Consider the following 26,312-nt stretch of genomic DNA (forward strand, 5'->3'; position numbering starts at 1 on the left):
TGAGCTTTGTGAGAACACGACCATGACCGACAACGAAACATGGAAGCTCGTACCCAAGGGGAGGATAAGCGGTTTCCGTTTTAACCACGTGGTGATCGTCCAATCGCTGGAACCGCATGAGACGCAAACCGGCAAGCAGATGGCCGACTTCATTAGCGTGGAGATGCAAAGCCAGGGGCTTCCGGTATCTGTAGAGCTCATCAACTGCGAAAGCTACCTCGACTTTTTGCGGCTTATAAGCCAACTAGAGGAAGATGGAGAACGAGGCATGCGGCCAGTCGTTCAAATTGAGTGCCATGGGGATCAAAACCACGGGCTTGAGTTTGCAAACAGCAGCATGCTGTCTTGGGCCGACCTGAGCAGGGCGTTGAGCCGCGTCAACATCGCTACCAATTTCAACCTCGTGGCGATCGTGTCCGCTTGCTTTGGAGCATATTTCAGTAGTCACATGGCTCCGATCGAGCCCGCCCCGTGCTATGCGCTAATCTCTTCAACGGCTGAAATTAGTCCTTACGAAATCCGCTCTGGTTTGCAAGGCTTCTATCGGGAGTTTCTACGAAACCCCGACGTTGGTGAAGCGGTCAGGCAGTTGCAGCAGCAGCGGCTGTCGGCCGGCACTTGGTTTGCCGCCGCCGCCGAGCAGTGGTTTGAAAAAACGCTAGTGCAATACATTGAGGAGCGATGCTCGCGCCGAGCATCCATCGAGCGGGTAGCCCATCTAAATGAACGGTGGCGTGCTGCCGGCAGCCCTGAAATATCTCAGCGCCAAGTATTCAAAATGCTGAGAGAGAGGCACAGGGACATCGTGGAAGAGGCCTTTGCAATTTTCTTTTCTTTGGCGTCACTTCCCGAGAATGCAAGTCGATTTGCGGACTGCTATGCCTCTGCAAAACTGAAGGTTGATCGTATCCGAGCACGAGGCACACACATCCTCTGAGCTGATCCCAAGGATTGCCGAAGCTCCCTTACGCTCCGATCTCACGACCAGAACAACAGGAAGCCGCCAACAAGCAGACGAGATTGGCCCGCCGAGCATCAGCGATGGAGGAATTCATACAGCCGGTATGGGCCACTTACTCCGATACCATTTGCGCATGGACTAGGGTCGCACATGAGCGATTGATCCTATTGCCGTCCCTGATTCTTCCGACCACAACCCATGCACCAATCACTCGGCCTCATCTCCTTGGTGGTCCCCGACTACGACAAGGCACTCGAATTCTTCGTCGGCACACTCGGCTTCGAACTCGTCGAAGACACGCCCGTGCCTGCGCAAGGAAAGCGCTGGGTCGTGGTCAAACCGCAAGGCGGACAAGGGGCCTGCCTTCTCCTGGCGCAAGCATCGGCGCCAGAACAGCAACGCGCCATCGGCGACCAGGCCGGCGGCCGTGTGTTCCTGTTCCTCTACACGGACGACTTCTGGCGAGACTACGAAAAGTACAAGGCCGCAGGCGTCGAGTTCGTCCGCCCGCCGGAGGAGCAACCGCACGGGGTCGTGGCGGTGTTCAAGGACCTGTGCGGGAACATGTGGGACCTGATCCAGCCCAATGCCAGCAACAGGAGCTGGCAGCTGTAAGAATGCCCTCCCACGGTTGCACGAATATCACTCTCCACCTGCGAAAGAACCGCCCATGACCGAGACCGCCAAGGTAAAAGGACCCGCCTCGTACTTCCCCTCCATCGAGAAGACCTACGGCCAACCGATCGCGCATTGGATGGACATTCTTCAGGCTGCGGGCCCGCTGAAGCACATGGAGCTCGTGAGCCAGCTCAAGACCCAGCACCAGATGGGTCATGGGCATGCGAATGCCTTGGTTGCAGCGTTTCTTGCGAAAAAATAGCACGCGCCATCGGCGCCAAGAATGCATACCTTCGGCTCACGGTCATGCGAGCGGGCGGCCTTTTCGCCGCGACGACTCGAGTCGACCTTTGACTCCCCGACATGCGCCTCTTTCACTTCAGCGAAGACGGTCAGATCGACCAGTTCACGCCACGCTCTGTACGCCAGCCGGCACTTCGCAAACCCGGTCAGGAATGGCTCAACAGCCCGCTCGTGTGGGCCATCGATGCCGATCACCAGCGGCTGTATCTCTTTCCGCGAGAGTGCCCGCGCATCGTTGTCTGGGCGCACTCGGCATCGAGTCCCGATGATCGAATGGCGTGGATGGGCGATCTTCCGTGCGGCGTACAGGCCATTGCTTTCATAGAGCGAGCCTGGGTGGACCGCCATCGATCTGGCTCGATCTTCCGCTACGAGTTTCCCGTCCACTCGTTCGAGTGCATTGACGACGCAGGCATGTTCGTCAGTCGAAACGTGGTGCGTCCGCTGGGCTGCGAAAGAATCGCGAATCTTCCCCTGGCCTTGAACGACAGCCACACCGAGTTGCGGGTTGTCGACTCGTTGCTGCCCTTGCGTGGCGTCTGGAACAGCACGCTGCATGCCAGTGGCATACGCTTGCGCAATGCGTCGGGTTGGGCCTGACCTCAATGCCCAACCGAGGGCAAGTGGTCATCTCGATCTGTTGCCCTTCGACAGTACACACCTCGTCCTCACCCAGGAGACACCATGCAGCTTCACACCGCCCGCATCTTCGTCCAGGACCTCGCCCTCGCCGCCCGCTTCTATGAAGAGATCCTCGGCCTGCCCCTGAAGGCCGACGGACGCGAACAGGGCTTTTGCGTGTTCGACGCAGGACCCATGAGCCTTGTGGTCGAAAGTGTCGAAGCAGATGCCCCACCGGAAGACCTGGCCTTGGTAGGCCGCTTCGCAGGCCTGTCTTTCGACGTGGACAACATCCAGTCGAAGTACACCGAACTCTCGTCACGCGGCGTGACCTTCAGCGGCCTCCCCGAGCCGCAGTCCTGGGGCGGCATCCTCGCCACGCTGCGCGACCCCGCCGGCAACGAACTTCAGTTGGTGCAGCAGCCCCGAACGTAGCCATTGGTGCACAGTCGTCATACAATGAGAATAATTCTTATTTGGATGGCTTGGCCACCGCACTACGTCCGCCATGGCCGCCGATCCCGCTCTGCACCCGCACATCCACACCCTCTATAGCGAGCACCATGGGTGGTTGCAGGGCTGGCTGCGCAGGAAGCTCGGCAATGCCTTCGATGCGGCAGACCTCGCACAAGACACCTTCCTGCGCATCCTCACCGCGCCAGACCACACGCCCGAGAAGCAGTGCGACTGGCAATTGCGGGAGCCGCGTGCCTACCTGACGGTCGTCGCCAAGCGCCTGCTGGCCAACCTGTACCGCCGGCGTTCGCTGGAGCAGGCGTACCTCGATGCGCTGAGCGCATTGCCCGAGCCGCTCGCGCCCTCGCCCGAGCAGCAGGCGATCATTCTCGAAACCCTGCAGGAGATCGACGCCATGCTCGACGGCTTGGCGCCGCCGGTGCGCCAGGCCTTCCTGATGGCGCAGCTCGAAGGGCTGGGCTATGCGGAGATCGCCGCGAAGCTGGGCGTGAGCGAGCGCACCGTCAAGCGCTACATGGCCGAGGCCATGGCCCGCTGCATCCTGCTCGTCGCGTGACGGTGCAACGCACGATGGCGGTCGGGGTCGACAAGGCCGTCGCCCTGCAGGCGGCGCAATGGTTCGTCCTGCTGCAGTCGGGCGAAGCCACGGCGGCCGATCGCACGCAATGGACACGCTGGCGAGCGGCCGACCCCGCGCACGAAGTGGCCTGGCAGCGCGCCGAGCAAGTCAGCGGCAAGTTCGGCAGGCTGCCGGGCGCACTGTCGATGCCGGTGCTGGGCCGCGCGGTGCGCAGCGACCGCCGCACCGCCGCCAAGGCACTCGCCGTGCTGCTGACCGCAGCGCCCGCCGGTTGGCTGGCGTGGCGCGCATCACCGGCGCGCGAATGGCTGGCCGACCACCGCACCGCCACGGGCGAGCGCCGCGAACTGCGACTGGCCGACGGCACGCGCATCCAGCTCAACACCGCAACGGCCATCGACGTGGCCTACGGCGCGACGCAGCGCGTCGTGCGGCTGCATGCGGGCGAAATACTCATCGACACGGCACCCGATGCCGTGCCCTCCTCCGACGCCTCCTACCGCCCCTTCATCGTCGAGACCGCGCAGGGGCGCCTGCGTGCGCTGGGCACGCGCTTCGTGGTCCGGCAGCACGAAGGCGATCGCAGTCATCTGACGGTGCTCGACGGCGCGGTCGAGGTTCGCCCCGAGCACGCGCGCAGCCTCGCGGCGGTGGTGCGTGCCGGCGAGCAGGCCATGTTCTCTTCGGCGGCCATCGGCGAGATCACGGCGGCAGATGCCGATGCCGACGATTGGTCGCGCGGTGTCCTGCGCGCCAGGAGCATGCGGCTGCACGACTTCCTCGCCGAGCTGGGCCGCTACCGGCCCGGCGTGCTGCGCTGCGATCCGGCTGTGGCCGACCTGCGCGTGTCGGGCGTGTTCCAGCTGCGCGACACGGGCCCGGTGCTCGACAGCCTGCCGCAGGCCTTGCCGGTGGACGTGCTCTTTCGCACGCGCTACTGGGTCACGGTGGTGGCGCCGGGCGGTTGAGGCATCGGGTGCCGGCGATGGTTTCGGCCGTTGCGATTTTTTCTGTCGCGGCCTGTCCCCTTTTCTTTCCTCGCGTGTGAAGCCTTGAGGAACAGCAACTTCACACCCTTGCAGGAGAGAGAGAAATCCATGGCCCGTCGCCGACCGTCCCCCCTTGATTCCGACACCGTCTCGTTGCGTGCACTGTCGCTCGCCGTGCATGGCGCGTTGTTCGCCATGGCGTGCGCCGCCACCGGGACGGTCGCCGCGCAGACGCCGGGTGTGCCCAACGCACCGGCCACGCAGGCCGAAACACGCAAGGCCTACAACATCGCGCCCGGCCCACTCGACGAGGCCCTGTCGAGCTTCGCTGCCTCCGCCGGCGTGAGCATCACGATTCCGCCTGCCCTCGCGCAGGGCAAGCGCTCGCCCGGCCTGCAGGGCCAGCATGCCGTGGGCGAAGGCTTCGCGCGGCTGTTGGCCGGCTCGGGCCTCGAGGCGGCGGGTGGCGCGGGCGGCGCGTATGCGCTGCGTCGCTCGAGCATCGGCGGCCCTGCGGACACCGGCGCCGATGGCAGCACCACGCTCGCACCGGTCACCGTCACGGCCGAGGCCGAACGCAGCGCCACCACCGAAGGCACGCGCTCGTACACGGCGCGCGCGCTGACGCTCGGCAAGGGCGAGCAGGCGCTCAAGGACATTCCCCAGTCGGTGAGCGTGATCACGCGCCAGCGCATGGACGACCAGGGTCTCGTCGACCTGCGCGACGCGGTCAACAACGTCACGGGCGTGGTGGGCGTCAAGGGCGTGGGCCCGGGCATGGTCCTCACGTCGCGCGGCTTCCAGATCGACGCCTGGCAATACGACGGCGTGCCCGTGCCGCGCAACATGTACTCGCTGGGCAACTGGGCCACCGAAGACACGGTGTTCTTCGACCGCGTGGAGGTGCTGCGCGGCGCCTCGGGCCTGCTGCAAGGCACCGGCAGCCCGGGCGGCGCAATCAACCTCGTGCGCAAGCGCGGCCAGCCCGAGAAGACGCTCACGCTCACCGGCAAGGCGGGCTCGTGGGACCACTACGGCGCGCAACTCGACGCCGGCGGTCCGCTCAATGCCGAAGGCACGCTGCGCGGCCGCGTGGTGGTCGACGAAGACCGCAGCCACTCGTTCACCGACTACGTGTGGCGCAAGACGCGCTCGCTCTACGGCGCCATCGACTACGACATTTCCCCCGACACCACCGTCGGCTTCGGCGTGAGCCACTCGCACGCCAAGGGGCGTCCGATGCTGCGCGGTTTTCCGCGCTACCCGGACGGCACCGACATCGGCCTGCCGCGCTCCGTGTTCACGGGCGCCCTGTGGAACCACAGCGACATCGAGCAGACCACGGTGTATGTCGACGCCGAGCACCGCTTCAACGACAAGTGGAAGCTGAAGTTCTCCGCGCTCGGCATGAACGAGAAGAACAGCGCGCAGCACCAGCGCATGCACGGCGACGTGCAAACCGACGGCAGCGGGCTGAACTTCGCCGACTGGGACACCCGCTTCGATTCGCGCAAGCTCGGCTTCGACGTCTACCTGCGCGGACGCTTCGACGCACTGTCGATGCAGCACGACCTGACCATCGGCGCCAACTACTCGAAGTTCGAGTCAACCGACCGGTATGCGCGCCGGTTCAGCGGCGGCGGCAACATCTTCGCCATCGACCACAACCGCCCGGCGCAGAACTACGACACCATCATGGCCGCCGGCGGCGGAAAGAGCCACACGCACTACGACGTGCGGCAAAAGGGCATCTACGGCAGCTGGCGCGCCCAGCTGGCCGAGCCGCTCACGGCCATCGTCGGCGCGCGCCTGAGCTGGTACGACTACCTCTACTCGAGCCAGTCCGCGGGCTTCACGAGCACCGTCAGCACGTCGGGCGAAGTGACCCCGTACGTCGGCCTCGTGTTTGCGCTCAACAAGCAATGGTCGGCCTACGCGAGCTACACCGACGTGTTCGAGCCGCAGACCGAGCGCACCGTCTCGGGCGACGGGCTCAAGCCCATCATCGGCAGCAACTACGAGGTGGGCCTGAAGGGCGAGCTGATGGACGGCCGCCTGAACACCTCGCTGGCCGTGTTCCGCTACAACCACACCAACCGCGCCGTGACCGACCGCGACGGCGGCTTTGCCTGCGACGGCTGGTATTGCTCCAAGTCGTCGGGCAAGGTGCGCAGCCAGGGCTTCGAGGCCGAGGTCAGCGGCGAGGTCGCGCCGCGGCTGCAGCTCACGGCGGGCTACACCTACAACACCACCAAGTTCCTCGAAGACCCGGACAACAAGGGCAAGATCTTCAGCCAGTGGACGCCCAAGCACATGCTGCGCGTGTGGACCAACTACCAGTTGCCCGGCGACTGGAGCCGGCTCAGCGTGGGCGGCGGCTTCAGCATCCAGAGCCACACGCTGGGCTACGACCGCACGTACAAGGTGCCCGGCTTCGCCGTGTGGAGCGCGCGTCTGGCCTACCAGCTGACGCCGGAGGTGGCGCTCGCCGTCAACATCAACAACATCTTCGACAAGCGCTACTACATCCCGGCCTACAGCGAGGCCAACGGGAACAACAACTACGGCGATCCGCGCAATGTGCTGTTCACGGTGAAGTACACGCCCAGGCTGTGAGCCGCGTGGTTCTTCGGGTCTACCAGTTTCTTGGGATTTCCAGCGCCCGCCTCGCTGCATAGCATCTCGTCACCAAACGAGACGAGGTGGGCGAGTGATTCAATCGAGGGGTCTGCAGCGCCTTGCTGCGAGGCATGCGGCATGGATGGCCGCACTGGTGCTGGCGGCATGCGGGGGCGGAGGCAACGGCGGGGGTGGCGGCATCGGATGGATGCCTGTGGTGCCTGTGCAGCCCGATGTGCCGGCCGCGAGCTACCCCATCGGCGGCAGCGTCTCGGGATTGAACGGCACGCTGGTGCTGCGCAACAACGGCAAGGACGATCTCACCCTCGAGGCCGACGGCGCCTTCCGCTTCACCGAGCCGGTGACGGCCGGCAATCCCTACGCAGTGAGCATCGCCCGGCAACCGCAGGGGCAGACCTGCGCGGTGAGCGCGGGCCAGGGCACGGCCTCGGCCGCCGTCACCGACGTGCGCGTGATCTGCGCGGCCATCACGCACACGGTGGGCGGCACGCTCTCGGGCCTGGCGGGCGGAACACTGGTGCTGCGCAACAACGGTGCGGACCCGTTGAGCCTCACGGCCGATGGCCACTTCGCGTTCGCGCAGGCCGTGCCCGAAGGCGCGACGTACGACGTGACCGTGCACACGCAACCGGCCGGGCTGCTGTGCAAGCTCACCGGCGCCAGCGGCACGGTCAACGCGGCCGTCACCTCGGTGGTGGCCCAGTGCGCCGCCGACCCGTCGTTGCAGCCGCCGCCGATTCCCGCCGCGCCCAGCGTGGGCTATGCGCCCAAGTCGTTCCTGTTCAGCTGGCCGGCCGTCGCCAACGCCACCTACTACCGGCTGGGTGAAGACCCGGGCGCGACAGGCAGCTTCACGGTGGTGGCGGACAACCTCGGCAGCACCACCTACGCGCGGCAGGAACTGGCGCTGACCCAGCCACCGGCCGCATGGCGCCATGCGCTGCAGGCCTGCAATGCCAATGGCTGCAGCCCCTGGTCGCTGCCGGTCACGCCGGATGGCAACCGGGCGATCGGCTATTTCAAGTCGACGTCCACCGGCGCCCACGCCTTCGGCCGAGGCCTTGCCCTGTCCCCGGACGGCAGTGCCATGGCCGTGGGCGATGGGGCCACCCTGGAGCTGTTCACGCGCAGCGCGGGCCAGTGGCAGTGGGTGCAAACGCTGGGCTTCCAGGTGGGGAGCGTTCCCAACCCAGTCGTCTCGGACGACGGCACCTTGCTCGTGGGCATGCCTGGCCACGATGGGGCGTTTGGCGACCAGGGCCTGGTGAAGGTGTTCTCGAGAACCCCCTCGGGCTGGACGCAGGCCGACGAGTGGAACCCGCCAGCCCCGCGTTTCATAGGCAACTTCGGCGCGTTCCTCGGCATCTCGCGGGACGGCACGGTGGTCGTGGTCTCGGAGTACTTCAGCGCCAGGGGTGGAAGCTTTCACGTGTACCGCAAGACGGGCGGCACCTGGGCCCGGGAAGCCACCATCGAACCCGAGCATGCGCAGCCGGGTTCGCTGTTCGGCGTGCAAGCAAAGATCTCGGCCGATGGCAGCACGATCGTGGTGGGCGCGCAGTACGAGCCCAGCGGCTCGCTCACCGATGAAACCGACACCAGCGTGTCCAATGCCGGCGCGGCATTCGTCTATGGCTACGACACCGGCACGGGCACATGGACCAAGCGGGCCTACCTCAAGGCACCGGTGCCCACCCTCCACGATCTGTTCGGCGCCAGCACCGCCATCTCGGGCGATGGCAACACGGTGATCATCGGCACGCGCAACGCGTCGGTTGCGGGCGTGTCTCGCGCCGGCGTCGCCCATGTGTTCCGGCGCAACGCGGGCACCTACGCCCTCGCCCAGACGATCCCGGCGCCCCAGCTCACGCCGGACGCCATGTTCGGTGGGTTCGGCCTGGCGCTCACGCAGGACGGCACCGCCCTGGCGATCGCCGCGCGCGGTGATTCGAGCAGTGGAACGGGAGTCGATGCCGACACGACGCAAGGCGCGGCCCCGGGGTCCGGCGCGGTCCACGTGTATCGCCTGGCCGGCGCGCAGTTCGCCCATGCGAAGTATCTGAAGGCCTCCAACACGGGAAGCGGCGATCTGTTCGGCGAGGCCATCGACATCACGGCAGACGGCCGGACGATCGCGGTGGGGGCGCGAGGAGAAAGCAGCGCCGCAACCGGCATCGGTGGCGATCAGGCGGACAACAGCGCTGTCAATCGGGGGGCGGTTTACCTCTACTAGCGATGGCTTCGGGACGACGTACCGGGAGCGATCAGAACCTGATCCGCACCGAAGCCGCACTGCGATCGGCCTCGCCGTGGAACACGGCCTCGATGTTGTTGCCGTCCGGGTCCAGCACGAACGCCGCGTAGTAGCCCGGGTGGTAGGCGCGTTCACCTGGCGGGCCGTTGTCCCGGCCTCCGTGCGCCAATGCGGCCCGGTAGAAGGCGTCCACCATGGCCCGGTCCTGCGCCTGGAATGCGATGTGGTGGCGCCCGGTCACTTCGCCCTGCACTTCCTCGCTGCCAGGCGCGGAGACGAACAGCTCGTCGGCCCAGAAGTTGCGCGCGTCCGAGCCGCCCATCGGGATCTTCAGCGCCTCGAAGACGGCGCTGTAGAAGGCCTTGCTGGCCGCCAGATCGCGAACGACCAGTCCGATGTGGTCGATCAGGCGGCCGCGATGCAGTTCTTTTTGTGTACTCATGAAGCGCTCCTGTCGGTGGAGATCGGAGTGGCGGAATCTACCAAAGCCAACCTCGGATATCGAGCGACAGGGTTTGCATCTCAGGGCCGACTCAGCTTCAGCAATTTCTTCCATGCGGCCAGCGACGCGCCATGCGATGGCGGGCGCGTCTGCAGCCATGCTTGCGCCGATGCGTGCGGCGGGTAGTGGCTTCGCAGCGCCGGATCGGCACCTGCCGCCACCAGCAACCGTGCGATCTCGAGGTGGTTGCGCGCCACGGCGCGCATCAGGGCGTTGTCCGTCCAGAACCCCGCTTGCGGCAAGGCGCTTTCAGTGCCGGGCGCGGGTGCGAACGGCAACCGGCCGACAGGCAACGCGGCCTGCAGCAACGTCGGTGAACCTGCCTGCGGTGCGAGCGAAGCGTCGTTGCAAGGAGGCGGCAGCACATGGACCAGGCGGGGCAGCCCCGACGAGGTCTGCGGCTGCGGCACCAGCTCGCTGCGCAACGGCGCGGGGGTCTGGTGGTTCACGTCGACGCCCAGGGCCAGCAAGGCGCGCACGGCCTCCACATTGCCGGCATCGACCGCCGACGCCAACGGCGTCATGCGTCCGCAAGCGACCGTCTCGAAGGCGCGGTAGGCGGCCAGGGCCTCCTGCGGCCTCTGCTGCAGGATCAGCAGATAGACCCGTGCCTCGGCCGGTGCTCCCGCTTCGAGGGGCGGCCACTGCGGCGGGTCCATGGCCCGGTGCAGCAGGCGGGCGGCCTGCAGATGCCCCTGCGTCGCCGCTGCACGCACGGCGCGCTCGGTCGCCGGCAGGCCCTGCGCCAGCAGCAGGCGAACGATCCTCCCATCGCCACCCCTGGCCGCCGCATCGAGCGCGTTGTGCCCATCGGCATCGGCGCCCCGCACCGCATCCGGCGACATGACCGCCAGGAGCTGCCGGACGCTTGCAAGGCGGCCCTTCTCAGCTGCCATCGCCAGCGCCGAAGCGCCCTGCGCATCGCGCACATCCGGCCGCGCGCCAGCGGCCAGCAGCAGCCGCACGCGCGCAGGGTCGTGTGCGTGCTCGATCAGCGGTGGGTTACTGGTCGCAGCATTGGGGTCCGCGCCCGCAGCCAGCAGCGCCTGAATGACCCAGGTCGTGGGCGCGAAGAACAACGGAAGGCCGCCGTTGCGATCGGGCGTGTCGGGGTTCGCGCCCGCCTTCAGCAGCAGCGCCAGGGTCTGGCGGAAGTCGATGGCGTGCGTGTCGCTGATGCCGCCAGAGCCCGCGAACTTGGCTGCACGCAACAGCGCCGTCTCGCCGTCGTTGGCATTGCGGTAGTTCACATCGGCATGGCGACGCAGCAGAAACTTCACCATCTGCGCGTTGCCTTGCTGCGCGGCCTTCATCAACGGGGAGTCGCCCACATTGAAACCGTAGCCCTGCACATCGTTGGTACCGAAGCCCTGCGCAAGAAATGCCTCGACCTCGCGCAGGCGACCGCGCTCCACGGCATCGAAGAACGGGATCTGCGCTTGCGCGGACGTCGTGTCGCGAGCGGGTTCGGCCTCGGCCGGGTGCGCCGGCATGTGGAGCATGAGAGCTGATGCGAGGGCGATGCACCAATGAAAGGAGAGGTTTCGTGTGAACACTGCGGTCAGGCCTCGCTGGCCTGTCGATCGATGTCCGCCACGAGGCCTTGCAGCCACAGGCGGTGATCGCTGAAGGTGCTCAGTCGCTCCTCGGCCTCTTCCCTCGCAGCCAGGTGCTGATCCAGATACCGGAACCCGACCCGCCGTGCGGCCTCGTGCAGGACGCTCTCGGGCACATCGTTTTCATACAGCACGTCGAACCGGGTCACCCAGAAGCCTTGCTCGGTCAACGCGATCCGCTCGAACGCGCGAGGGTCTTCCACGCTGAACTCGACGAACTCCAGGCCATCCGGATGCGCGCGCAGGCCCGTCACCCGGCTGCCGCGATCCCACAGCGGAACCCATGGCGGCCCGTCGGGTGCGCGGGCACCGTGGTACGCAAGGAACGGCGGCCCCAGGCAGACCGTGCGGAACACTTCATGGAGGCACTCGCCCATCGCCAATTGCACCAAGGGCGCGGACGCGCCGAGCTGCTGCAGCGTCGCCATCCGCAAAGTCTCTGCCACCACCGTCATCCTGCGTCCTCCTTGATCTGCTTTGGGCCGATGTTAGCCATGCCCGCCCTGTGCAGCCGCTCTTGTATTCTTGCTTCCACGCCGCGCGACGTTCATTGGCGGACTGCGCGGCCGCTTCAAGCCATGACTCCCTCTCACACCGACTTCTTCACCGACAAAGGCTATGTGCGGTTGGAAGGCTTCCATCCGCAAAAGCAGATCGCGGGCCTGCGGCAGAAACTGCTCGACGAGATCAAACGCCTGAAAGCCTTGTCCGGTGGAAAGAGCCTGCCCGGCGCGCTGCACAAACTCCCCGTCTTCCAGCAGATCGGCAAGCTGTCGGCACTCGTCAAGGTGCCCGGCGTGCATGAAGCGCTGGTGACGCCGGCGCTGATCGACTGCGTCACCCGACTCGGTGGGCGCGCCCCGACCGCCATCCAGGACACGCAGCTGCTGCTGTCCCCGCCCCTTCAAGGCGCCTCAACCCTCACGGGCCTGAACTGGCACGTCGACGTCTCGGCCCGACCGCAAGATCCGCTGCCGGGAATCCAGGCCTTCTTCCTGATCGACGACGTGGCACCCGGCGGCGGCGCGACGCTGGCGTTGGCCGGGTCGCATCGCGTCGGCACACCGGGGCGCGTTGCGGCCTCCGAGCTGAGGCAGCTTCTGAAGACGACCGGCGACCTGGCGCAGAGCCTCCATCCACTGGGCATCGACCTCGTCGAGATGTCAGGGCGCGCAGGCGATGTCTTCCTGATGGACCTGCGCCTCTTGCACACGCCCTCCGTCAACTCGACGAAAAACGTGCGGATGATGGCGACGACGCGCTGCTTCCTGAACACCTGAGGCGAGTTCGCGAAGGGCCTCGCGTCACCAAACAGGTTACCCACCGCACTGGCATCGCACCCGCCTCAGGCGTAAGCTGACCACCGCCCGGCCAGCCAAGGCCATGCCGCCAAGCGGCACCCGCTGCGCCGAACTGTGCGAAAGGACCCACCATGCTGTCCAACTCGTCTGTCACGACCATGCTTCCGGTGAAGGACATGGACCGCGCGCGCGCTTTCTACGAGGGCTGCCTGGGCCTGAAGGCCGGTGGCTTGCGGCCCGACGGCAAGTTCGTCTACACGGTGGGCGGCAGCACGCTGGCGCTGTTCCCCAAACCCGAGGGCACCAAGGCCGACCACACGGCGATCAGCTTCCAGGTGCCGGACATCGCCGCCAGCATCGACAAGCTGAAGCGCGCCGGCGTGGTGTTCGAGGACTACGACTTTCCCGACCTGAAGACGGTCGACCATGTCTGCGTGCTCGGTTCGGAAAAGGCGGCGTGGTTCAAGGACACGGAAGGCAACTTCCTGTGCATCCACGAGGACCTTGCACCGGCGTAGCTGGCTCGCCGTGAGCTGCTACGGCGCCAGAGATTGGCCGTCCGGCAACTTCCGTCCCGCAGCGCGACGCGTCGAGGCGAACACGCTGGTGCCCAGCCACCGCCACAAGTCTTGCGCGTCGCACCTCGCCCCATCGACACGGATCTCGCGCGACTGAAGCGCCTGCGCAGGCGTGCGATCGCCCGTCCAAACTTCGGTCAAGGCGCGCACGGAGGCATCCACCACGAGCGTCAGCTCGCGCCCCGGGTCGTCGCGGCACAGATCAGCCACGCCGTCCTCCACCACGAGCCACCACGTGCGCTCGCGCGTTCGTGCGTCGCGCAGCTGGAAGTGGATGATCACGGGTCGGGGCGGGAACTCCTGGATGCACGCGAACCGGCGCATGTCCCACATGAGCAGGCCCGCATCCAGTTCGTCGTCGCGCAGGCGGCTGCCGATCCATTGCGCACCCCAATGGCCCAGCGCCATGACGATGGGCCGAAGTTCCTCGCCGGCCTCGGTGAGGCTGTATTCCCACACCTTGCCGACGGTGTTGCGGCGCACGACACCGAACTCCTCGAGGCGATGAAGCCGCTGCGCCAGCAGGCTGGTGGACATTCGCGGGACGCCGCGATGCAGGTCGTTGAAGCGCTTGCTGCCGCACAGCAACTCGCGCACGACCAGCGGCGTCCATCGCTCGCACAACACCTCGGCCCCCCTGGCGACGGTGCAGAACTGACCGTAGGTGTTTTCCATCGCCTCGTCTCCAGAGCGGCAACGCTTCAGATTCTGGACTTGTTCGCTCGCCGGGTCACGCGCAAGCTGCCCCCCGACTTCCTCACTCTTTTCGGAGACGACTCATGACGATCCAACTCACACGCATGGACGGCGGGACCGTGGACCTTTCGCCGGAGATCCTGCAGTCGTTCAAGGCCACGTTCAAAGGCCAGGTGCTGACCACGGAGGACCCGGCCTACGAGGAGTCGCGCAAGGTCTGGAACGCGATGATCGATCGTCGCCCTGGCCTGGTGGCGCGCTGCACCGGCACGGTCGATGTCGTGCAGGCCGTCCGGTTCGCGCGCCAGCACGGGCTTCTGAGTTCCGTGCGCGGCGGCGGCCACAACATCGCAGGGCTGGCGGTCTGCGAGGGCGGCCTCATGATCGACATGTCGCTGCTCAGAGGTGTCTGGGTCGATCCGGCGCGTCGCACGGCGCGCGCGCAAGCGGGCTGCACGCTGGGCGACGTCGACCGCGAGACGCAGCTGCACGGGCTCGCCGCCGTGCTCGGTTTTGTGTCTGCCACCGGAATTGCAGGCCTCACCGTCGGCGGCGGATTCGGCTACCTCACGCGTCGCCACGGCTGGACCTGCGACAACGTGGTCTCGATGGAGGTCGTGACGGCCAGCGGCGAAGTCGTGCGTGCGTCTGCGGACGAGAACGAGGACCTGTTCTGGGCGCTGCGTGGCGGCAGCGGCAACTTCGGCATCGTCACCTCCTTCGAGTACCGGCTCTTTCCCGTCGGCCCCGAAATCCTGGGCGGTGCGATCGCATGGAGCGGCGACGACGCCCGGCAGGTTCTCGACGCCTACCGTGCGTTCAGCGCAGAGGCCCCGCGCGAACTGACCAGCGTGGCCGTTCTGCGGATCGCGCCGCCGGCCCCCTGGCTCCCGAAAGAGATGCACGGCAAGCCGATCGTGGCCATCTTCGTCTGCTACACCGGCAAGGTCGAAGAGGGAGAAGCATTGATCGCACCGCTGCGCAGGCTTGGCCAGCCGGTGGCCGACATCGTGACGCGCCGGCCCTACACGCAGATGCAGAGCCTGCTCGACGCCACGCAGCCCAAGGGACGGCGCTACTACTGGAAGTCGCACTACCTGCCAGGCATCGATCAGCGGACCATCGACCTCGCCGTGACGCATGCGGGCCGGATTCAGTCGCCCCATTCGGCCATCCTCCTGTTCCAGATCCAGGGTGCGCTGGGCGAGCTGCCTGCCGGGCATTCGCCGGCAGGCAACCGGGACGCGGCCTATGTGCTGAACATCGCGGGCTCCTGGGAGAAGCCGGGCGACGACCACATCCACATCCAGTGGGCGCGGGACTGCTTCGAAGCGACGCGCGCCTGCTCGACAGGCGGGGCCTACATCAACTTCCTGACGGAGGAAGAGGGTCAGGACCGCATCGAAGCCGCGTACGGCCGGGCCAACCTGGACAAACTCGCGGCGCTCAAGCGCAGATACGACCCCGAGAACTTCTTCCGTCACACAAAGAGTGTCTCCGGCTGAACCGATCGTCGGTGACTTGTTGGCGGCCCTTCAAAGGTGCATTCAGCGCGGGCCCCCGGTGACCTAGTCCCACGCAGGAAGCTGCAGCAGGGCATCCGTGGGACGGTCCAGGATGTCGACGCCAGCGAAAGCGGTCCCGCCCGGCAAGAGCCGGGCGTCGCAAATGACTTCCCAGCCGTGGTTTTCAGTGCGCCGGGCCAGGCACACCTCCTCGCCGGCCGCAAGGAGCTTGACGCATTCGCCGACGCTGACGCGCTGTGCGGTGCCAAGGGAAAATTCCGTCGAACCGAACTCCTTCTCCACGACCGGGTGAATGGCGACGAGGTCCACCTTTCCGTCCTTGAAGTGAACAGCGGTAATTGCGTGCTGGGCCATCTTCGACCTCCATTCGTGCAGAGAGAGCCCCGACAGGCCCACGCGCCGACTGTACGCCCGCAGCGGCAAGCTCTGCGCCGTCATGGCGAAAAGCCGACGCCGGCAAAGGGGGCGACCGGCTCGCCAGCTGAGGCTACAAGCTCCGGGCGATCTGCTCTCGCAGCCACCGATGCCCCGGGTCGCGATGCCGCCGCTCGTGCCACAGCATCGCCATCTCGTAGCCCGGCACCTCCAGCGGCGCCTCCACCACGCGCAGCCCCGGTGCGCCGCGCGCCAGGCGCTCGGGCAGCATGGCGACCATGTCGGTGCTGGCCAGCACGGACATCATGAAAAGAAAGTGCGGCACCGACAGCGCCACGCGCCGCGTGAGGCCCTGCGCCGCCAGCGCCTCGTCGGTGGGGCCGGCAAAGCCGCCGCCACTGAGCGACACCACCACATGCTCCAGCGCGCAGAACTGCGCGAGCGTGGGCCGGCGCTTCAGGCGCGGGTGCCCTGCCCGTCCGGCCAGCACGTAGCGCTCGTGGAACAGCACGCGCCGGTGCAGGCCCGGTGGCGCGCCGACGCTGGTGTGGAAGAACAGGTCGATCTCCGCCTGCTCGAGTTGGCGCGCCATGCGCGTCGGCACGGCCTCGACCACGGCCAGCCGGGTGTGGGGCGCGGCCGCGCGCAGGCCGGCCAGCGCGGGCAGCAGGATGGCCGACTCGGCGTAGTCGGCCGCGGCCACGCGCCAGGTGGTGGTCGCCTTGGCCGGGTCGAAGGGCTGGCTGGGCGCCACCGCGCGGCCCAGCGAGGCGAGCGCTTCGCGCAACGGCTCGCGCAGTTCGTCGGCACGTGCGGTGGGCCGCATGCCGCGCTGCGCGGGCACGAGCAGCGGGTCGTCGAAGAGCTCGCGCAGCTTGGCGAGCTGCACGCTCACCGAGGGCTGCGAGAGGTTCAGGCGCTCGGCCGCGCGGGTCACGTTGCGCTCGGCCAGCAAGGTGTCGAGCGTGACCAGCAGGTTGAGGTCGATGCGGCTGAAATTGTTCATGGCGATACCTGGAATTCAAACTATTCATTTCCAATATAGCTTGGCAATCCCTAACCTGAGGGCATCTTCACTCGAACCCTTTGACACCGTGAACATCCTGCTGGTCCTTGCCCATCCCGAAGCCGCCTCCTCGCTGAACGGCTCGCTCCACCGCTTCATGGTCGAACGCCTCACGAGCGCGGGCCATTCCGTGCGCGTGTCCGACCTGTACGCGATGCGCTGGAAGCCGGCGCTCGACGCCGACGACTTCCCCGCGCGCGACACCGCCGCGCCCTTCGACCCCGTGCTCGATTCGCTGCGCGCCTTCGAGGGCGGCACGCAGACCGCCGACATCGCCGCCGAGCAGGAGAAGCTGCTGTGGGCCGACACGGTGATCCTGCAGTTCCCGCTGTGGTGGTACTCGATGCCCGCCATCCTCAAGGGCTGGATCGAGCGCATCTACGCCTACGGCTTTGCCTACGGCGTGGGCGAACATTCCGATACACACTGGGGCGACCGCTTCGGCGAAGGCACGTTGGCCGGCAAGCGCGCGATGCTGGTGGTGACCACCGGCGGCTGGGCCTCGCACTACGCCCCGCGCGGCATCAACGGGCCGATGGACGACCTGCTGTTTCCCATCCACCACGGCATCCTCTACTACCCGGGCTTCGACGTGCTGCCGCCCTTCGTGGTGCACCGCACGGGCAAAGTCGATGCCGCAGCCTATGCACGCATCACCGGCGAGCTGGGCGAGCGGCTCGACACGCTGTGGTCCACCGACCCGATCGCATTCCGCCGACAGAACGGTGGCGACTACGAAATTCCGGCGCTCACGCTGCGCGAACACATCGCGCCGGGCCGCGCGGGCTTCGGTGTGCACCGCAAAAACAGCGAATCTGAAACTTTGGTTTTCGAGCCGGGCCGCCTTTAACCACGCCGGGAACAGGTGGATTCGCGGGAGACTTCAAATCGTCGCGACAACGCAGCAAGATGCGCATCCGCCGATTCGTCCGAAGGAGCTTGTCCATGTTCGCTACGCCAGAACGCACCGTCAAGATTCCGGGCCCCGACCATGCGATCACCATCACGCCGAATCCGTTGCGCGTGGTGGTGTCGGTGGGAGGCCATGTCATTGCCAGCTCGCGCGAGGCGCTGACCTTGCGAGAGTCGCATTTCGGCACGGTGCATTACCTTCCGCGCAAGGACGTGCGCATGTCGCTGCTGGAGCGCACCACGCATGCGACCTATTGCCCGTACAAGGGCGAGTGCGCCTACTACAGCATTCCAGCCGGCGGCGAACGCTCGGTGAATGCCGTGTGGACCTACGAGTCACCCTATGAATCGGTCGCGCCGATCAAGGATTACGTGGCCTTCTATCCGGACCGCGTGGGCACGATCGAAGAACGCTGCTTCTGACGACCGCCCCACTCCGTTCGTGAAAAAACCGGCCCTTGCTTTCGCAAGGCCGGTTTTTCTTTCCCTGGCCCGCCGACACCCGCCCCGTGGGGCCGAGTGCGCGTGCCTGCCTGTCAGACCGATCGATTACAGCGGCAGTGCTTCGCCGCGTGCGGCGGCACGGGCTTCGGCGCGCACGCTGGCGCGGTCCAGGCCGCTGGCCAGCACCGGGGCCACGCGGGAGGTCACGGCTTCGCTGTAGGGGTTCTCGCTGCGAGCGGCCACCACGGCCTGGGCGCGCACGGCGTCGCGGCTCACGGTCGACACGAACACCTGGGCGGGGCCTGCCTCGGCGCCGGTCGCATAGGGGTCGGCGCTGTGCGCGGCCACGACGGCTTGTGCGGCGACGTCGGCGCGGCTGGCGGCCGAGGTCAGGCGATGCACGCCTTCGTAGGTTTCAGCGTGGGCGGCACCGGCGACGGCCATCAGGGCAACAGCAACGGCGGAGAGGATCTTCGAGGCGTTCATGGCGGTTTCCTTCTTCAATTCAGTTCAGTAGTACAAGTGTTTGCTTGGATGGTTTGAACCGGTCTGGGGTGGGTCACCGTCCCTCTTCTCGAAGGGCGGCCAACTCGCTCGGGGCCTGTTCATCCGGCCCGGCTTTTGGGGGCCGGTCCGTGAGATGAATTGTGCGGCGGGATCTAGGTAAAAACCCGCAGCAAAAAGAACCACGGCGTTCCCGAAAAGGAAACAATGCGGCGCGCCGGCGTGGCCATCAACCCCAGGTCAGCGGGTCGAGCCGAAGATAGAAATCGAGCCGGCCGTCGTCGGGCGCGTCGATGCCCAACTGCGCGAACAGCAAGGCATGCGCGGCGCGCGCGTCGGCCGCATCGCGCCAGCTCTCGCGCGCATTGCCCAGCAGCAGCGACAGGTCGACATACCGGTCCGCCGTGCCGAGCCGCCCCACGTCGATGAGGCCCGTGCATTGCAGCGTCTGCGGGTCAACGAGGAAGTTCGGCAGGCAGGCATCGCCGTGGCACACCACGAGGTCTTGCGCTTCCTGTGCCAGCCTGTGCGGCAGGTCGGCGTGCAACCGCGCCAGCAGCAGCGGCGGCGGCACGTCCTGCTGGTCGGGGTCGAGGAACTCCGGGTTCACCGCACCGCGTGCAACGACATCGGCCGCGCGGTCGAACATCGCTGACAGCGGGCGCGCAAACGGGCACTCGCCCGCCGGAATCTCGTGCAGCGCGCGCAGCCGCCGCGCCATCGACGGCCAGGCGCGCAGCAGCTCGGCCGCCGGCAGGTCGCTGGCCGGCACGCCCGGCACCGCGGCCGTGACCAGGCAGGCGCCCTCGGGCGTCGCGCGCCAGTCGAGCACGCGCGCGGAGCCGACGTTGTACGGCGCGAGCCATTCGGTGCGGCGGCGTTCTTCGTCGAGCTGCGCGGCGCCCGCACCGAGCGACACCTTCGCGAAGGCCGCGCCGTCGCTGCGGCGGAACACCGCATCGCCCGACTCGCCCTCGCTGGCCCGCATCCATGTCGTGCCGGCGGGCAACCGGGGCAGCAGCTGTTCGACAGTGCCCATGCCTCAGTGCCCCACCGACTTCGAGAACACGTTGACCACCACCACGCCCGCGATGATGAGCCCCAGCCCGACGATGGCCGGCGCATCGAGCGTCTGGCCGAACCAGAGCCAGCTCACCACCGAGATCAGCACGATGCCCACGCCCGACCAGATCGCGTAGGCGATGCCGGTGGGCAGCACGCGCAGGGCGAGCGAGAGAAAGTAGAACGACACGGCGTAGCCCACCACCGTGGCCACGCTGGGCCAGAGCTGGGTGAAGCTGTCCGAGGCCTTGAGGAAGCTGGTCGCGAGCACTTCGACGACGATCGCGACAGCGAGGTATGCATAGGTCAGGGTCATCGCCGGACTCTAAACGCGCCTGGCGCGGCAGGCGCCGGAGCCCTTGCGCGATCCGGGGCCGCTCAGGGCGGCAGCAGCAGCGGGCCGCAATTGCTGTCGGTCACGAACACCGCCATCAGCTTCGCGGGCTTCACCGGGTCGGGGTTCTCCGCGAACATGTGCAGCGTGTTCGGCGGCTCGAAGAAGGTCTCACCGCTCTTGAAGGTGCCCACCGGGCCGCCGCCCAGTTGCGAGCGGATGGTGCCCTCGACAATGATCGCGGTCACCGAGCCCGGGTGCCGGTGCGCGGGCGAATAGGCCAGCGGCGGAAAGTCGACCAGCACCGTCGTCACCGACTTGCCGGGCACATGCGGCAGCGCCTCGCACGACAGCACCTTGACCTGCGTCGCCGGCCGCGCAGTGGCCTCCGAGCCCGCAGGCACGGGGGCGGACGCGAACATCGGCCGCGCCACCGCGCTGCACACGTCGGCGAACCACTGCACGGCCTCCTGCTGGCCGGTGCGCGGCATCAGCGCCCAGCCGGCGGCGAGCACCAGCGACAGCCCCGCGAGGCCCGCGCCGATCGACGGCGTGCGATGCCAGCGTTCGGCCTTCACGACACGACCTCCTGCGACAACCGCAGCGCCGCATGCCACGCCAGTTCGCGCCTTGCCTTCTCGCTGCTGACCTCGGCGCTGTCCTCCGCGATGTTGAAGATGCCGCCGCGCGCATGCCGCATCGCGAGCAGCGCTGCCCAGGCCGCGGCCTCGACATGCACCGGGCTCGCGCCCTTCGGTGCCGCGTTCGAGGTGCCCGGCCCATGCAGCTGCCCGTAGCGCAGCACCGTGCCCGTGAGGCCGACGGCACCCAGCACGCTGCGCTCCAGCGCCGCCACGCCGTCGATGCTGATGCGGCGACCGCCTTCGGCCCCGAGGTCGAGCGGATCGTCCTCGGTGTGCGGCGTCGGCCCGGGCGCATAGGCCCAGGCGATGCTCTGCGCAATCAGCTGCTTCGCACCGGCCGCCAGCGCCGCCGCCACGAGGTGCCGCGTGCCCTCGATGCGCACGCGCGCATTGCGCACCACCGCTTCGGCCATGAGCGCCGGGTCCAGGTCCCGGGGCAGATCGGTGAGCTGGTGGATGACCACCGTGGGCGCGATGCGCACCAGCGCGTCGCGCAAGGCCTGCGCGTCGAACACATCGACGACGACCGGCGTGGCACCGCGTGCCTCCAGCGCCGCCGCACGCTCGGCCCGGCGAGTGCCGCCATGCACCGTGTGGCCGGCCTCGACCAGCAGCGGGATCAGCGCCGAGCCCACGGCCCCGGTCGCGCCCGCTACGAATACCTTCTCGCCCATTGCGTGTCCTTCTTTCCTGCTGGCTGTTCGAAGCCACGAGCTTAGGATCGGGATGCACCAGACGAAAGAACCAAGAATCGTCAAAATGACTGGGCCATGACAAAACCGCCAAACAACGCCTTCCCCGGCATCGACCGCTCGACGGCGACTCCGCTGCATCGCCAGGTCTACGAGCGCTTTCGCACGGCCATCGAACACGGCGTGCTTCGCCCCGGCGACCGCGTAGCGTCGGCGCGCAGCCTAGCCAGCGAGCTGGGCGTGGCGCGCGGCACGGTGGAAGCGGCCTACAGCCAGCTCGCGGGCGAAGGCTATTTCTGCGCGCAGGGACAGGCGGGCACGGTGGTGTCGCCGTCGCTGCCGGTGCAGCGGCCGGTGCGCGCCGGTTCGCGCCCCGTCGCGGATGCGCCCGCACTGGCTGGCCCCACCGCCCCGCCACCGCTGCAACTCGGCATCCCGGCGCTCGACGCCTTTCCTCGCAAGCTCTGGGCGCGGCTGATGGCCCGCCGTGCGCGCGCCATGGGCGCGGCCGACCTGTTCTACGGCGACCCCGCAGGCCATGCGCCGCTGCGCGAGGCCATCGCGGCCTACCTGCGGGTGTCGCGTGGCGTGGCCTGCCAGCCGGCGCAGGTCTTCGTCACTGGCGGCTACCGCGCGTCGCTGGCGCTGGTGGCACGCACGCTGCTCGCCCGGGACGACCGCGTGTGGATCGAAGACCCGGGGTACGCGCCCACGCGCGACGTGCTGCACAGCGCCGGCCATCGCGTGGTGCCCGTGCCGGTGGACGACGAAGGCCTGGCCGTCGCGCGAGGTGTGCGCCGCTCGCCGAAGGCGCGCATGGCGGTCGTCACGCCCTCGCACCAGGCGCCGCTGGGCATGTCGATGTCGCTGGCGCGCCGGCTGCAGCTGCTCGACTGGGCCTCGCGCGCCAAGGCCTGGATCGTCGAGGACGACTACGACGGCGAGTACCGCTACGCCGGCGCGCCGCTGCCCGCGCTCAAGAGCCTCGACGGGCACGACCGCGTGCTGTACGCGGGCAGCTTCTCGAAGGTGCTCTACCCGGGCCTCGCGCTGGGTTACCTGGTGGTGCCCGAATCGCTGCGCGAACGCTTCGAGGACGCGGCGCGCATCGCGTCCAACGGCTGCCCGCAGATCACGCAGGCCACGGTGGCCGACTTCATGCGCGACGGCCATTTCTCGCGCCACCTGAAGAAGATGCGCCTGCTCTACGCGCGCCGCCGCGCCCTGCTGGTCGAGGCCTTGCACAAGGCCTTCGGCGACAGCGTGCGCATCGACCTGCAGGCCGGCGGCATGCACCTGATCGCGCGCTTCGAGGGGCGCCGCAACAGCGACGTGGTGCTGGCCCGCCGCGCGCAAGCGGCCGGCCTCAACTGCCAGCCGCTGTCGGCCCGGGGCACCACGGCCGTTGAAAGCCAGGGGCTGCTGATGGGTTTCACCAACGTCGCCTCGCCCACCCAGGCGCGCCAGCTCGCGACCCGGCTGCGCGCGGCGTTGGGTTGAGGCTTACGCGCGCAGATCGACTTCGGGTCGCATCGACGACGCGCCGTTCCAGCGCACCTCGAAGCCCGCGCCGCGGAACTGGCCGACCACCAGTTCGCCGACGCGCTGCATGTCCGCATCGCCGCCCTCGGGCGCGCCCCAGAACGCGAGCGAGAGCTGGCTGGTGCGCTTGGCGCGGTTCTGGTCCTGCCGCGTGTAGAAGCAGAAGCCGTGCACGCCGGCCTTCTTGCCGCCGCGTTCGCGGAACGCTTCGGAGCAATCGGAGAAGCCGTCGGACTGCGTGTCGCCCGCGTCCTGCAGCGCGACCAGGCCCGCCTGCGTCAGCGCGGCGAACACGTCGGCGATGCGTGCCTCGGCGGCGCGCCATTGCGCGGCGCTCATCTTCACCGGGTCAGGCTCGGGCGGCGGCGGTTCGGGCAGCGCGTGGCCGGTGATGCGCGACAGCAGCTGCGCGACCTCTTCCTCCATCGCGTTCTCCGTGATGTGGTTGCCGTGGCTGTCGCGCACGTCGGGGTTCGCGCCCGCGTCGATGAGCAGTTGCACCGGCTCCGTGGTCGGCGAGAACTCGGCCGCGAGGTACAGCGCGGTGCGGCCGCCGGTGCCGGTGTATTCGAGCGGGCTGCCGGCCTCGAGCAGCAGTTGCAGCACGGCGAGGATCGGTTCGAGCTCGGCTTCGTTCGTACCCGCCGCGGCACATTGCAACGCGGTGAAGCCCTGCTTGTTCACGGCGGCCAGGTCGGCCCCGGCCGCGATGCAGGCGCGCACCGTGTCGACATCGGCTTCGCCCGCCGCGTCGAAGATCTTCTTCGGATTCATGGCATCTCCCTGTTGGTTTTTGGATTCTGCCGCACGCGCCTTGCACTTCACAGACCGCGCGAACCTCGCTACATTCGACGCCTCGATCAACAAACCGGACTGGAGGTGCGCGATGGAAGACACTGCTATTCACTCTCCCTCCCACGTACGGTTCGTCGGGTCGCATCCGAACTGCTGCTGAAGCGCTTTCCACGCTCCAGGTGCCGCTGAAGGCACCACCAGCCAGCCCGTTCGACCCTCGCGGTGTCCTGCCGCGACACGCCGTCCGATTCAGACAACGCCACGCCGGCACATGAGTGCCGCGCGCGGTCCGTTCCCTTTTCGAATCAAGGCTCACCATGCTTGAAACCCGTGCCGCCGATGCGCGGCAGTTCACGACTTCTTCTTTCGATCCGCAGCGGGCGTCCGCTGAAGAATGGGCGCAGGCCCTGGCCTACTGGCGCCAGCGCCACGACGAAGACTTTCCGGGCGAGCCGCAGCCCGACGACGCCCACACCCAGCAGGACGTGCGCCAGCACACGCCGCTGCACGTGGTGCACCGCGCCTTCGCGCGGGACGCACAGGGGCGCATCGTCGGCAGCCTCAACATGGGCGTGCGCCGCGAAGGCTCGCCCGACTACGCGACCTTCGCGCCTTTCATCGACGTGTGGGGCGGCGTGCTGCGATCGCACCAACGACAGGGCGTGGCCAGCACCTTGCTGCACCGGCTTCTGGCGCTGATGGAGACGCGCGCCCCACCACCGCGACCTTCAAGGCCCACTTGCCGGAAGGCCGAGCGTTCCTCGCGGCCATCGGCGCGACCGAAAAGCACCGCAGCATCGAGAACCGCATGGCCTTCGCCGGCCTCGACTGGGCGGCGCTCGCACGCTGGCGCGCCGACGCCCTCGCGCCCACGCACGGGCTGCGCCTGGAGATCCACGCAGGCCGCGTGCCCTTCGATCGGCTGGCCACGCTGATGGCGCCGCTGTCCGCGCTGCTCGAAGACGCGCCCACCAGCGCGCTGGAACGCGCGCCCCTGCGCTTCGAGCTGGAAGGCTTCCTCGCCTGGTACGCCGAAATCGACCGGCGCGGCGGCGAGCACTTTCTCGTGCTGCTGCGCGACGCCAACGACGACGTGGCCGCCGTGTGCGACGCCAGCTGGAACCAGCTGTACCCCGACCGCATGTTCCAGCGCCTCACCGGCGTGGCCCGCGCCTGGCGCGGCAGGGGACTGGCCAAGGGCGTGAAGGCGATCATGTTGCAGCTCGTGCGCGAGCGGCATCCCGAGGTGGTGATCGCCGTCACGCAGAACGCGGAGGTCAATGCACCCATGCTCGCCATCAACCACCAGCTGGGCTTTGCCCCGCACAGGCATGATGGCGCCTACCAGATCGGCACGGAAAGCCTGAGGGCCTTCCTCTCGACCCGCCCCCTGGCTGTGCCGGAGGCGCACGCATGAAGACACCCCAAAGACTGCAATCCCTCGTCGACGAAGGGCTGATCGACAGCGTCGTGCGCCAGCTCATGAGCGGCAAGGAAGCCATGGTCTATGTCGTGCGCTGTGGCGAGGAAACGCGCTGCGCCAAGATCTACAAGGAAGCCGACAAGCGCAGCTTTCGCCAGGCCGTCGACTACACCGAGAACCGCCGCGTGAAGAACACCCGCGAGGCGCGCGCCATGGCCAAGGGCACGCGCTTCGGCCGCAAGGTGACCGAGGCCATCTGGCAAAGCGCCGAGGTCGATGCGCTCTACCGCCTGGCCGCGGCCGGCGTGCGCGTGCCCACGCCGCACAACTTCCTCGAAGGCGTGCTGCTCATGGACCTGGTGACCGACGCCAACGGCGATGCCGCCCCGCGCCTGAACGACGTGGCCTTCTCGCCCGACGATGCGCTGCGCCACCACGCCAGCCTGCTCAAGGAAGTGATGCGCATGCTCTGCGCGGGCATCGTGCACGGCGACCTGTCGGAGTTCAACGTGCTGCTGGCCGAGGACGGCCCGGTGATCATCGACCTGCCGCAGGCCGTGGACGCAGCCGGCAACAACCACGCCAAGCGCATGCTGCTGCGCGACGTGGAGAACCTGCGCAACTTCTTCGGGCAGTACGCGCCCGCGCTGCTGCAGACGCACTACGGCGACGAGATCTGGCAGCTCTACGAGCGGGGCCTGCTGCGGCCCGAGACCGAGCTCACGGGCACCTTCGTGCGCGAGACCGGCCCGGTCGACCTCAGCAACGTGCTGCGCGAAGTGGACGACGCACGGGCGGAAGAAGCGGCGCGCCAGCTGCGGATGCAAGCGCCGCGACAATAGCGGGCTGACTCCGCC

Annotated in this window: 30 protein-coding genes; 17 read left to right on the top strand and 13 right to left on the bottom strand. The window is 67.7% G+C overall.

Going from position 1 to position 26,312, the window contains the following annotated elements; genetic code table 11:
• Positions 1-22 precede the first annotated feature (22 nt).
• From AC07OX_RS03560 to AC07OX_RS03600, 9 genes are all read left to right on the top strand, one after another.
• Complete coding sequence (locus AC07OX_RS03560; protein ID WP_495259884.1) at positions 23-937, top strand: hypothetical protein; 915 nt, start codon at positions 23-25, stop codon at positions 935-937.
• Between the two features lie 222 nt (positions 938-1,159).
• Positions 1,160-1,576, top strand: coding sequence for a VOC family protein (locus AC07OX_RS03565; protein ID WP_495259885.1), 417 nt, complete (start codon positions 1,160-1,162; stop codon positions 1,574-1,576).
• Positions 1,577-1,631: 55 nt separating this feature from the next.
• The gene (locus AC07OX_RS03570; protein ID WP_070061083.1) at positions 1,632-1,841 is read left to right on the top strand and encodes a DUF4287 domain-containing protein; all 210 of its coding nucleotides are present in this window, start codon (positions 1,632-1,634) and stop codon (positions 1,839-1,841) included.
• A gap of 101 nt (positions 1,842-1,942) precedes the next feature.
• Positions 1,943-2,482, top strand: a complete 540-nt coding sequence (locus AC07OX_RS03575; RefSeq protein WP_495259886.1) for a DUF6886 family protein — start codon at positions 1,943-1,945, stop codon at positions 2,480-2,482.
• Positions 2,483-2,566: 84 nt separating this feature from the next.
• A complete protein-coding gene (locus tag AC07OX_RS03580; RefSeq protein ID WP_495259887.1) occupies positions 2,567-2,938 on the top strand; it encodes a VOC family protein in 372 nt (123 codons plus the stop codon).
• 73 nt (positions 2,939-3,011) lie between these two features.
• Positions 3,012-3,536: a sigma-70 family RNA polymerase sigma factor gene (locus AC07OX_RS03585; RefSeq protein WP_495259888.1), complete on the top strand. Its 525-nt coding sequence runs from the start codon at positions 3,012-3,014 to the stop codon at positions 3,534-3,536.
• Entirely contained in the window at positions 3,533-4,528 is a 996-nt protein-coding gene (locus AC07OX_RS03590) for a FecR domain-containing protein (protein WP_495259889.1), read from the top strand. The genes AC07OX_RS03585 and AC07OX_RS03590 overlap by 4 nt, the downstream gene beginning before the upstream one ends.
• A gap of 129 nt (positions 4,529-4,657) precedes the next feature.
• Entirely contained in the window at positions 4,658-7,165 is a 2,508-nt protein-coding gene (locus AC07OX_RS03595) for a TonB-dependent siderophore receptor (RefSeq protein ID WP_495259890.1), read from the top strand.
• Between the two features lie 211 nt (positions 7,166-7,376).
• Positions 7,377-9,422, top strand: coding sequence for a hypothetical protein (locus AC07OX_RS03600; protein WP_495259891.1), 2,046 nt, complete (start codon positions 7,377-7,379; stop codon positions 9,420-9,422).
• 31 nt (positions 9,423-9,453) lie between these two features.
• Here the strand turns inward: AC07OX_RS03600 and AC07OX_RS03605 are convergent, their stop codons facing one another.
• From AC07OX_RS03605 to AC07OX_RS03615, 3 genes are all read right to left on the bottom strand, one after another.
• Complete coding sequence (locus AC07OX_RS03605; protein WP_495259892.1) at positions 9,454-9,885, bottom strand: VOC family protein; 432 nt, start codon at positions 9,883-9,885, stop codon at positions 9,454-9,456.
• A gap of 80 nt (positions 9,886-9,965) precedes the next feature.
• A complete protein-coding gene (locus tag AC07OX_RS03610) occupies positions 9,966-11,447 on the bottom strand; it encodes an ankyrin repeat domain-containing protein (protein WP_495259893.1) in 1,482 nt (493 codons plus the stop codon).
• Between the two features lie 59 nt (positions 11,448-11,506).
• Positions 11,507-12,016 carry a hypothetical protein gene (locus tag AC07OX_RS03615; RefSeq protein WP_495259895.1) on the bottom strand — a complete coding sequence of 170 codons (510 nt, stop codon included), beginning with the start codon at positions 12,014-12,016 and terminating at the stop codon, positions 11,507-11,509.
• Between the two features lie 123 nt (positions 12,017-12,139).
• Between AC07OX_RS03615 and AC07OX_RS03620 the strand changes: the two genes are divergently transcribed.
• Both AC07OX_RS03620 and AC07OX_RS03625 read left to right on the top strand, forming a co-directional pair.
• Entirely contained in the window at positions 12,140-12,841 is a 702-nt protein-coding gene (locus tag AC07OX_RS03620; protein WP_495259896.1) for a phytanoyl-CoA dioxygenase family protein, read from the top strand.
• Between the two features lie 152 nt (positions 12,842-12,993).
• Positions 12,994-13,380 carry a VOC family protein gene (locus AC07OX_RS03625; RefSeq protein ID WP_070061092.1) on the top strand — a complete coding sequence of 129 codons (387 nt, stop codon included), beginning with the start codon at positions 12,994-12,996 and terminating at the stop codon, positions 13,378-13,380.
• An 18-nt stretch (positions 13,381-13,398) separates the two neighbouring features.
• Here AC07OX_RS03625 and AC07OX_RS03630 read toward each other — a convergent pair whose 3' ends face one another.
• A complete protein-coding gene (locus AC07OX_RS03630; RefSeq protein ID WP_095745771.1) occupies positions 13,399-14,115 on the bottom strand; it encodes a winged helix-turn-helix transcriptional regulator in 717 nt (238 codons plus the stop codon).
• 104 nt (positions 14,116-14,219) lie between these two features.
• Between AC07OX_RS03630 and AC07OX_RS03635 the strand changes: the two genes are divergently transcribed.
• Entirely contained in the window at positions 14,220-15,641 is a 1,422-nt protein-coding gene (locus AC07OX_RS03635; protein ID WP_495259897.1) for an FAD-binding oxidoreductase, read from the top strand.
• Between the two features lie 63 nt (positions 15,642-15,704).
• On the opposite strand, the gene AC07OX_RS03640 is transcribed toward AC07OX_RS03635, so the two are convergent.
• Both AC07OX_RS03640 and AC07OX_RS03645 read right to left on the bottom strand, forming a co-directional pair.
• Positions 15,705-16,016, bottom strand: coding sequence for a hypothetical protein (locus AC07OX_RS03640; RefSeq protein ID WP_095747647.1), 312 nt, complete (start codon positions 16,014-16,016; stop codon positions 15,705-15,707).
• A 133-nt stretch (positions 16,017-16,149) separates the two neighbouring features.
• Positions 16,150-17,043: a LysR family transcriptional regulator gene (locus AC07OX_RS03645; RefSeq protein ID WP_095947135.1), complete on the bottom strand. Its 894-nt coding sequence runs from the start codon at positions 17,041-17,043 to the stop codon at positions 16,150-16,152.
• Positions 17,044-17,131: 88 nt separating this feature from the next.
• Between AC07OX_RS03645 and AC07OX_RS03650 the strand changes: the two genes are divergently transcribed.
• Both AC07OX_RS03650 and AC07OX_RS03655 read left to right on the top strand, forming a co-directional pair.
• Positions 17,132-17,953 carry an NAD(P)H-dependent oxidoreductase gene (locus AC07OX_RS03650; protein ID WP_495259898.1) on the top strand — a complete coding sequence of 274 codons (822 nt, stop codon included), beginning with the start codon at positions 17,132-17,134 and terminating at the stop codon, positions 17,951-17,953.
• A 95-nt stretch (positions 17,954-18,048) separates the two neighbouring features.
• The gene (locus AC07OX_RS03655) at positions 18,049-18,438 is read left to right on the top strand and encodes a DUF427 domain-containing protein (RefSeq protein ID WP_062481469.1); all 390 of its coding nucleotides are present in this window, start codon (positions 18,049-18,051) and stop codon (positions 18,436-18,438) included.
• A gap of 126 nt (positions 18,439-18,564) precedes the next feature.
• On the opposite strand, the gene AC07OX_RS03660 is transcribed toward AC07OX_RS03655, so the two are convergent.
• The 5 genes from AC07OX_RS03660 to AC07OX_RS03680 form a co-directional block, all read right to left on the bottom strand.
• A complete protein-coding gene (locus AC07OX_RS03660; protein WP_095947133.1) occupies positions 18,565-18,945 on the bottom strand; it encodes a helicase SNF2 in 381 nt (126 codons plus the stop codon).
• A gap of 247 nt (positions 18,946-19,192) precedes the next feature.
• Complete coding sequence (locus tag AC07OX_RS03665; RefSeq protein WP_495259899.1) at positions 19,193-20,002, bottom strand: APH(3'') family aminoglycoside O-phosphotransferase; 810 nt, start codon at positions 20,000-20,002, stop codon at positions 19,193-19,195.
• Positions 20,003-20,005: 3 nt separating this feature from the next.
• On the bottom strand, positions 20,006-20,341 hold the full coding sequence (locus tag AC07OX_RS03670; protein WP_062481473.1) for an SMR family transporter: 336 nt from the start codon (positions 20,339-20,341) through the stop codon (positions 20,006-20,008).
• A 62-nt stretch (positions 20,342-20,403) separates the two neighbouring features.
• Complete coding sequence (locus AC07OX_RS03675; RefSeq protein WP_159271462.1) at positions 20,404-20,937, bottom strand: cupin domain-containing protein; 534 nt, start codon at positions 20,935-20,937, stop codon at positions 20,404-20,406.
• On the bottom strand, positions 20,934-21,677 hold the full coding sequence (locus tag AC07OX_RS03680; protein WP_495259900.1) for an NAD-dependent epimerase/dehydratase family protein: 744 nt from the start codon (positions 21,675-21,677) through the stop codon (positions 20,934-20,936). Before AC07OX_RS03680 ends, AC07OX_RS03675 begins: the two co-directional genes overlap by 4 nt.
• Positions 21,678-21,773: 96 nt before the next feature.
• On the opposite strand from AC07OX_RS03680, the gene pdxR reads away from it, so the two are divergent.
• On the top strand, positions 21,774-23,195 hold the full coding sequence (gene pdxR / locus AC07OX_RS03685; RefSeq protein WP_495259901.1) for a MocR-like pyridoxine biosynthesis transcription factor PdxR: 1,422 nt from the start codon (positions 21,774-21,776) through the stop codon (positions 23,193-23,195).
• A 3-nt stretch (positions 23,196-23,198) separates the two neighbouring features.
• Here pdxR and AC07OX_RS03690 read toward each other — a convergent pair whose 3' ends face one another.
• Entirely contained in the window at positions 23,199-24,011 is an 813-nt protein-coding gene (locus tag AC07OX_RS03690) for an ankyrin repeat domain-containing protein (protein WP_495259902.1), read from the bottom strand.
• 326 nt (positions 24,012-24,337) lie between these two features.
• A complete protein-coding gene (locus tag AC07OX_RS03695; protein ID WP_495259903.1) occupies positions 24,338-24,715 on the bottom strand; it encodes a hypothetical protein in 378 nt (125 codons plus the stop codon).
• Positions 24,716-24,771: 56 nt separating this feature from the next.
• Between AC07OX_RS03695 and AC07OX_RS03700 the strand changes: the two genes are divergently transcribed.
• Together AC07OX_RS03700 and AC07OX_RS03705 are read left to right on the top strand one after the other, a co-directional pair.
• A complete protein-coding gene (locus tag AC07OX_RS03700; RefSeq protein ID WP_495259904.1) occupies positions 24,772-25,449 on the top strand; it encodes a hypothetical protein in 678 nt (225 codons plus the stop codon).
• The gene (locus AC07OX_RS03705; protein ID WP_095745783.1) at positions 25,446-26,297 is read left to right on the top strand and encodes a PA4780 family RIO1-like protein kinase; all 852 of its coding nucleotides are present in this window, start codon (positions 25,446-25,448) and stop codon (positions 26,295-26,297) included. Before AC07OX_RS03700 ends, AC07OX_RS03705 begins: the two co-directional genes overlap by 4 nt.
• Positions 26,298-26,312: the final 15 nt, after the last annotated feature.

This window comes from Variovorax sp. GW821-FHT09D07 (genome assembly GCF_059416345.1).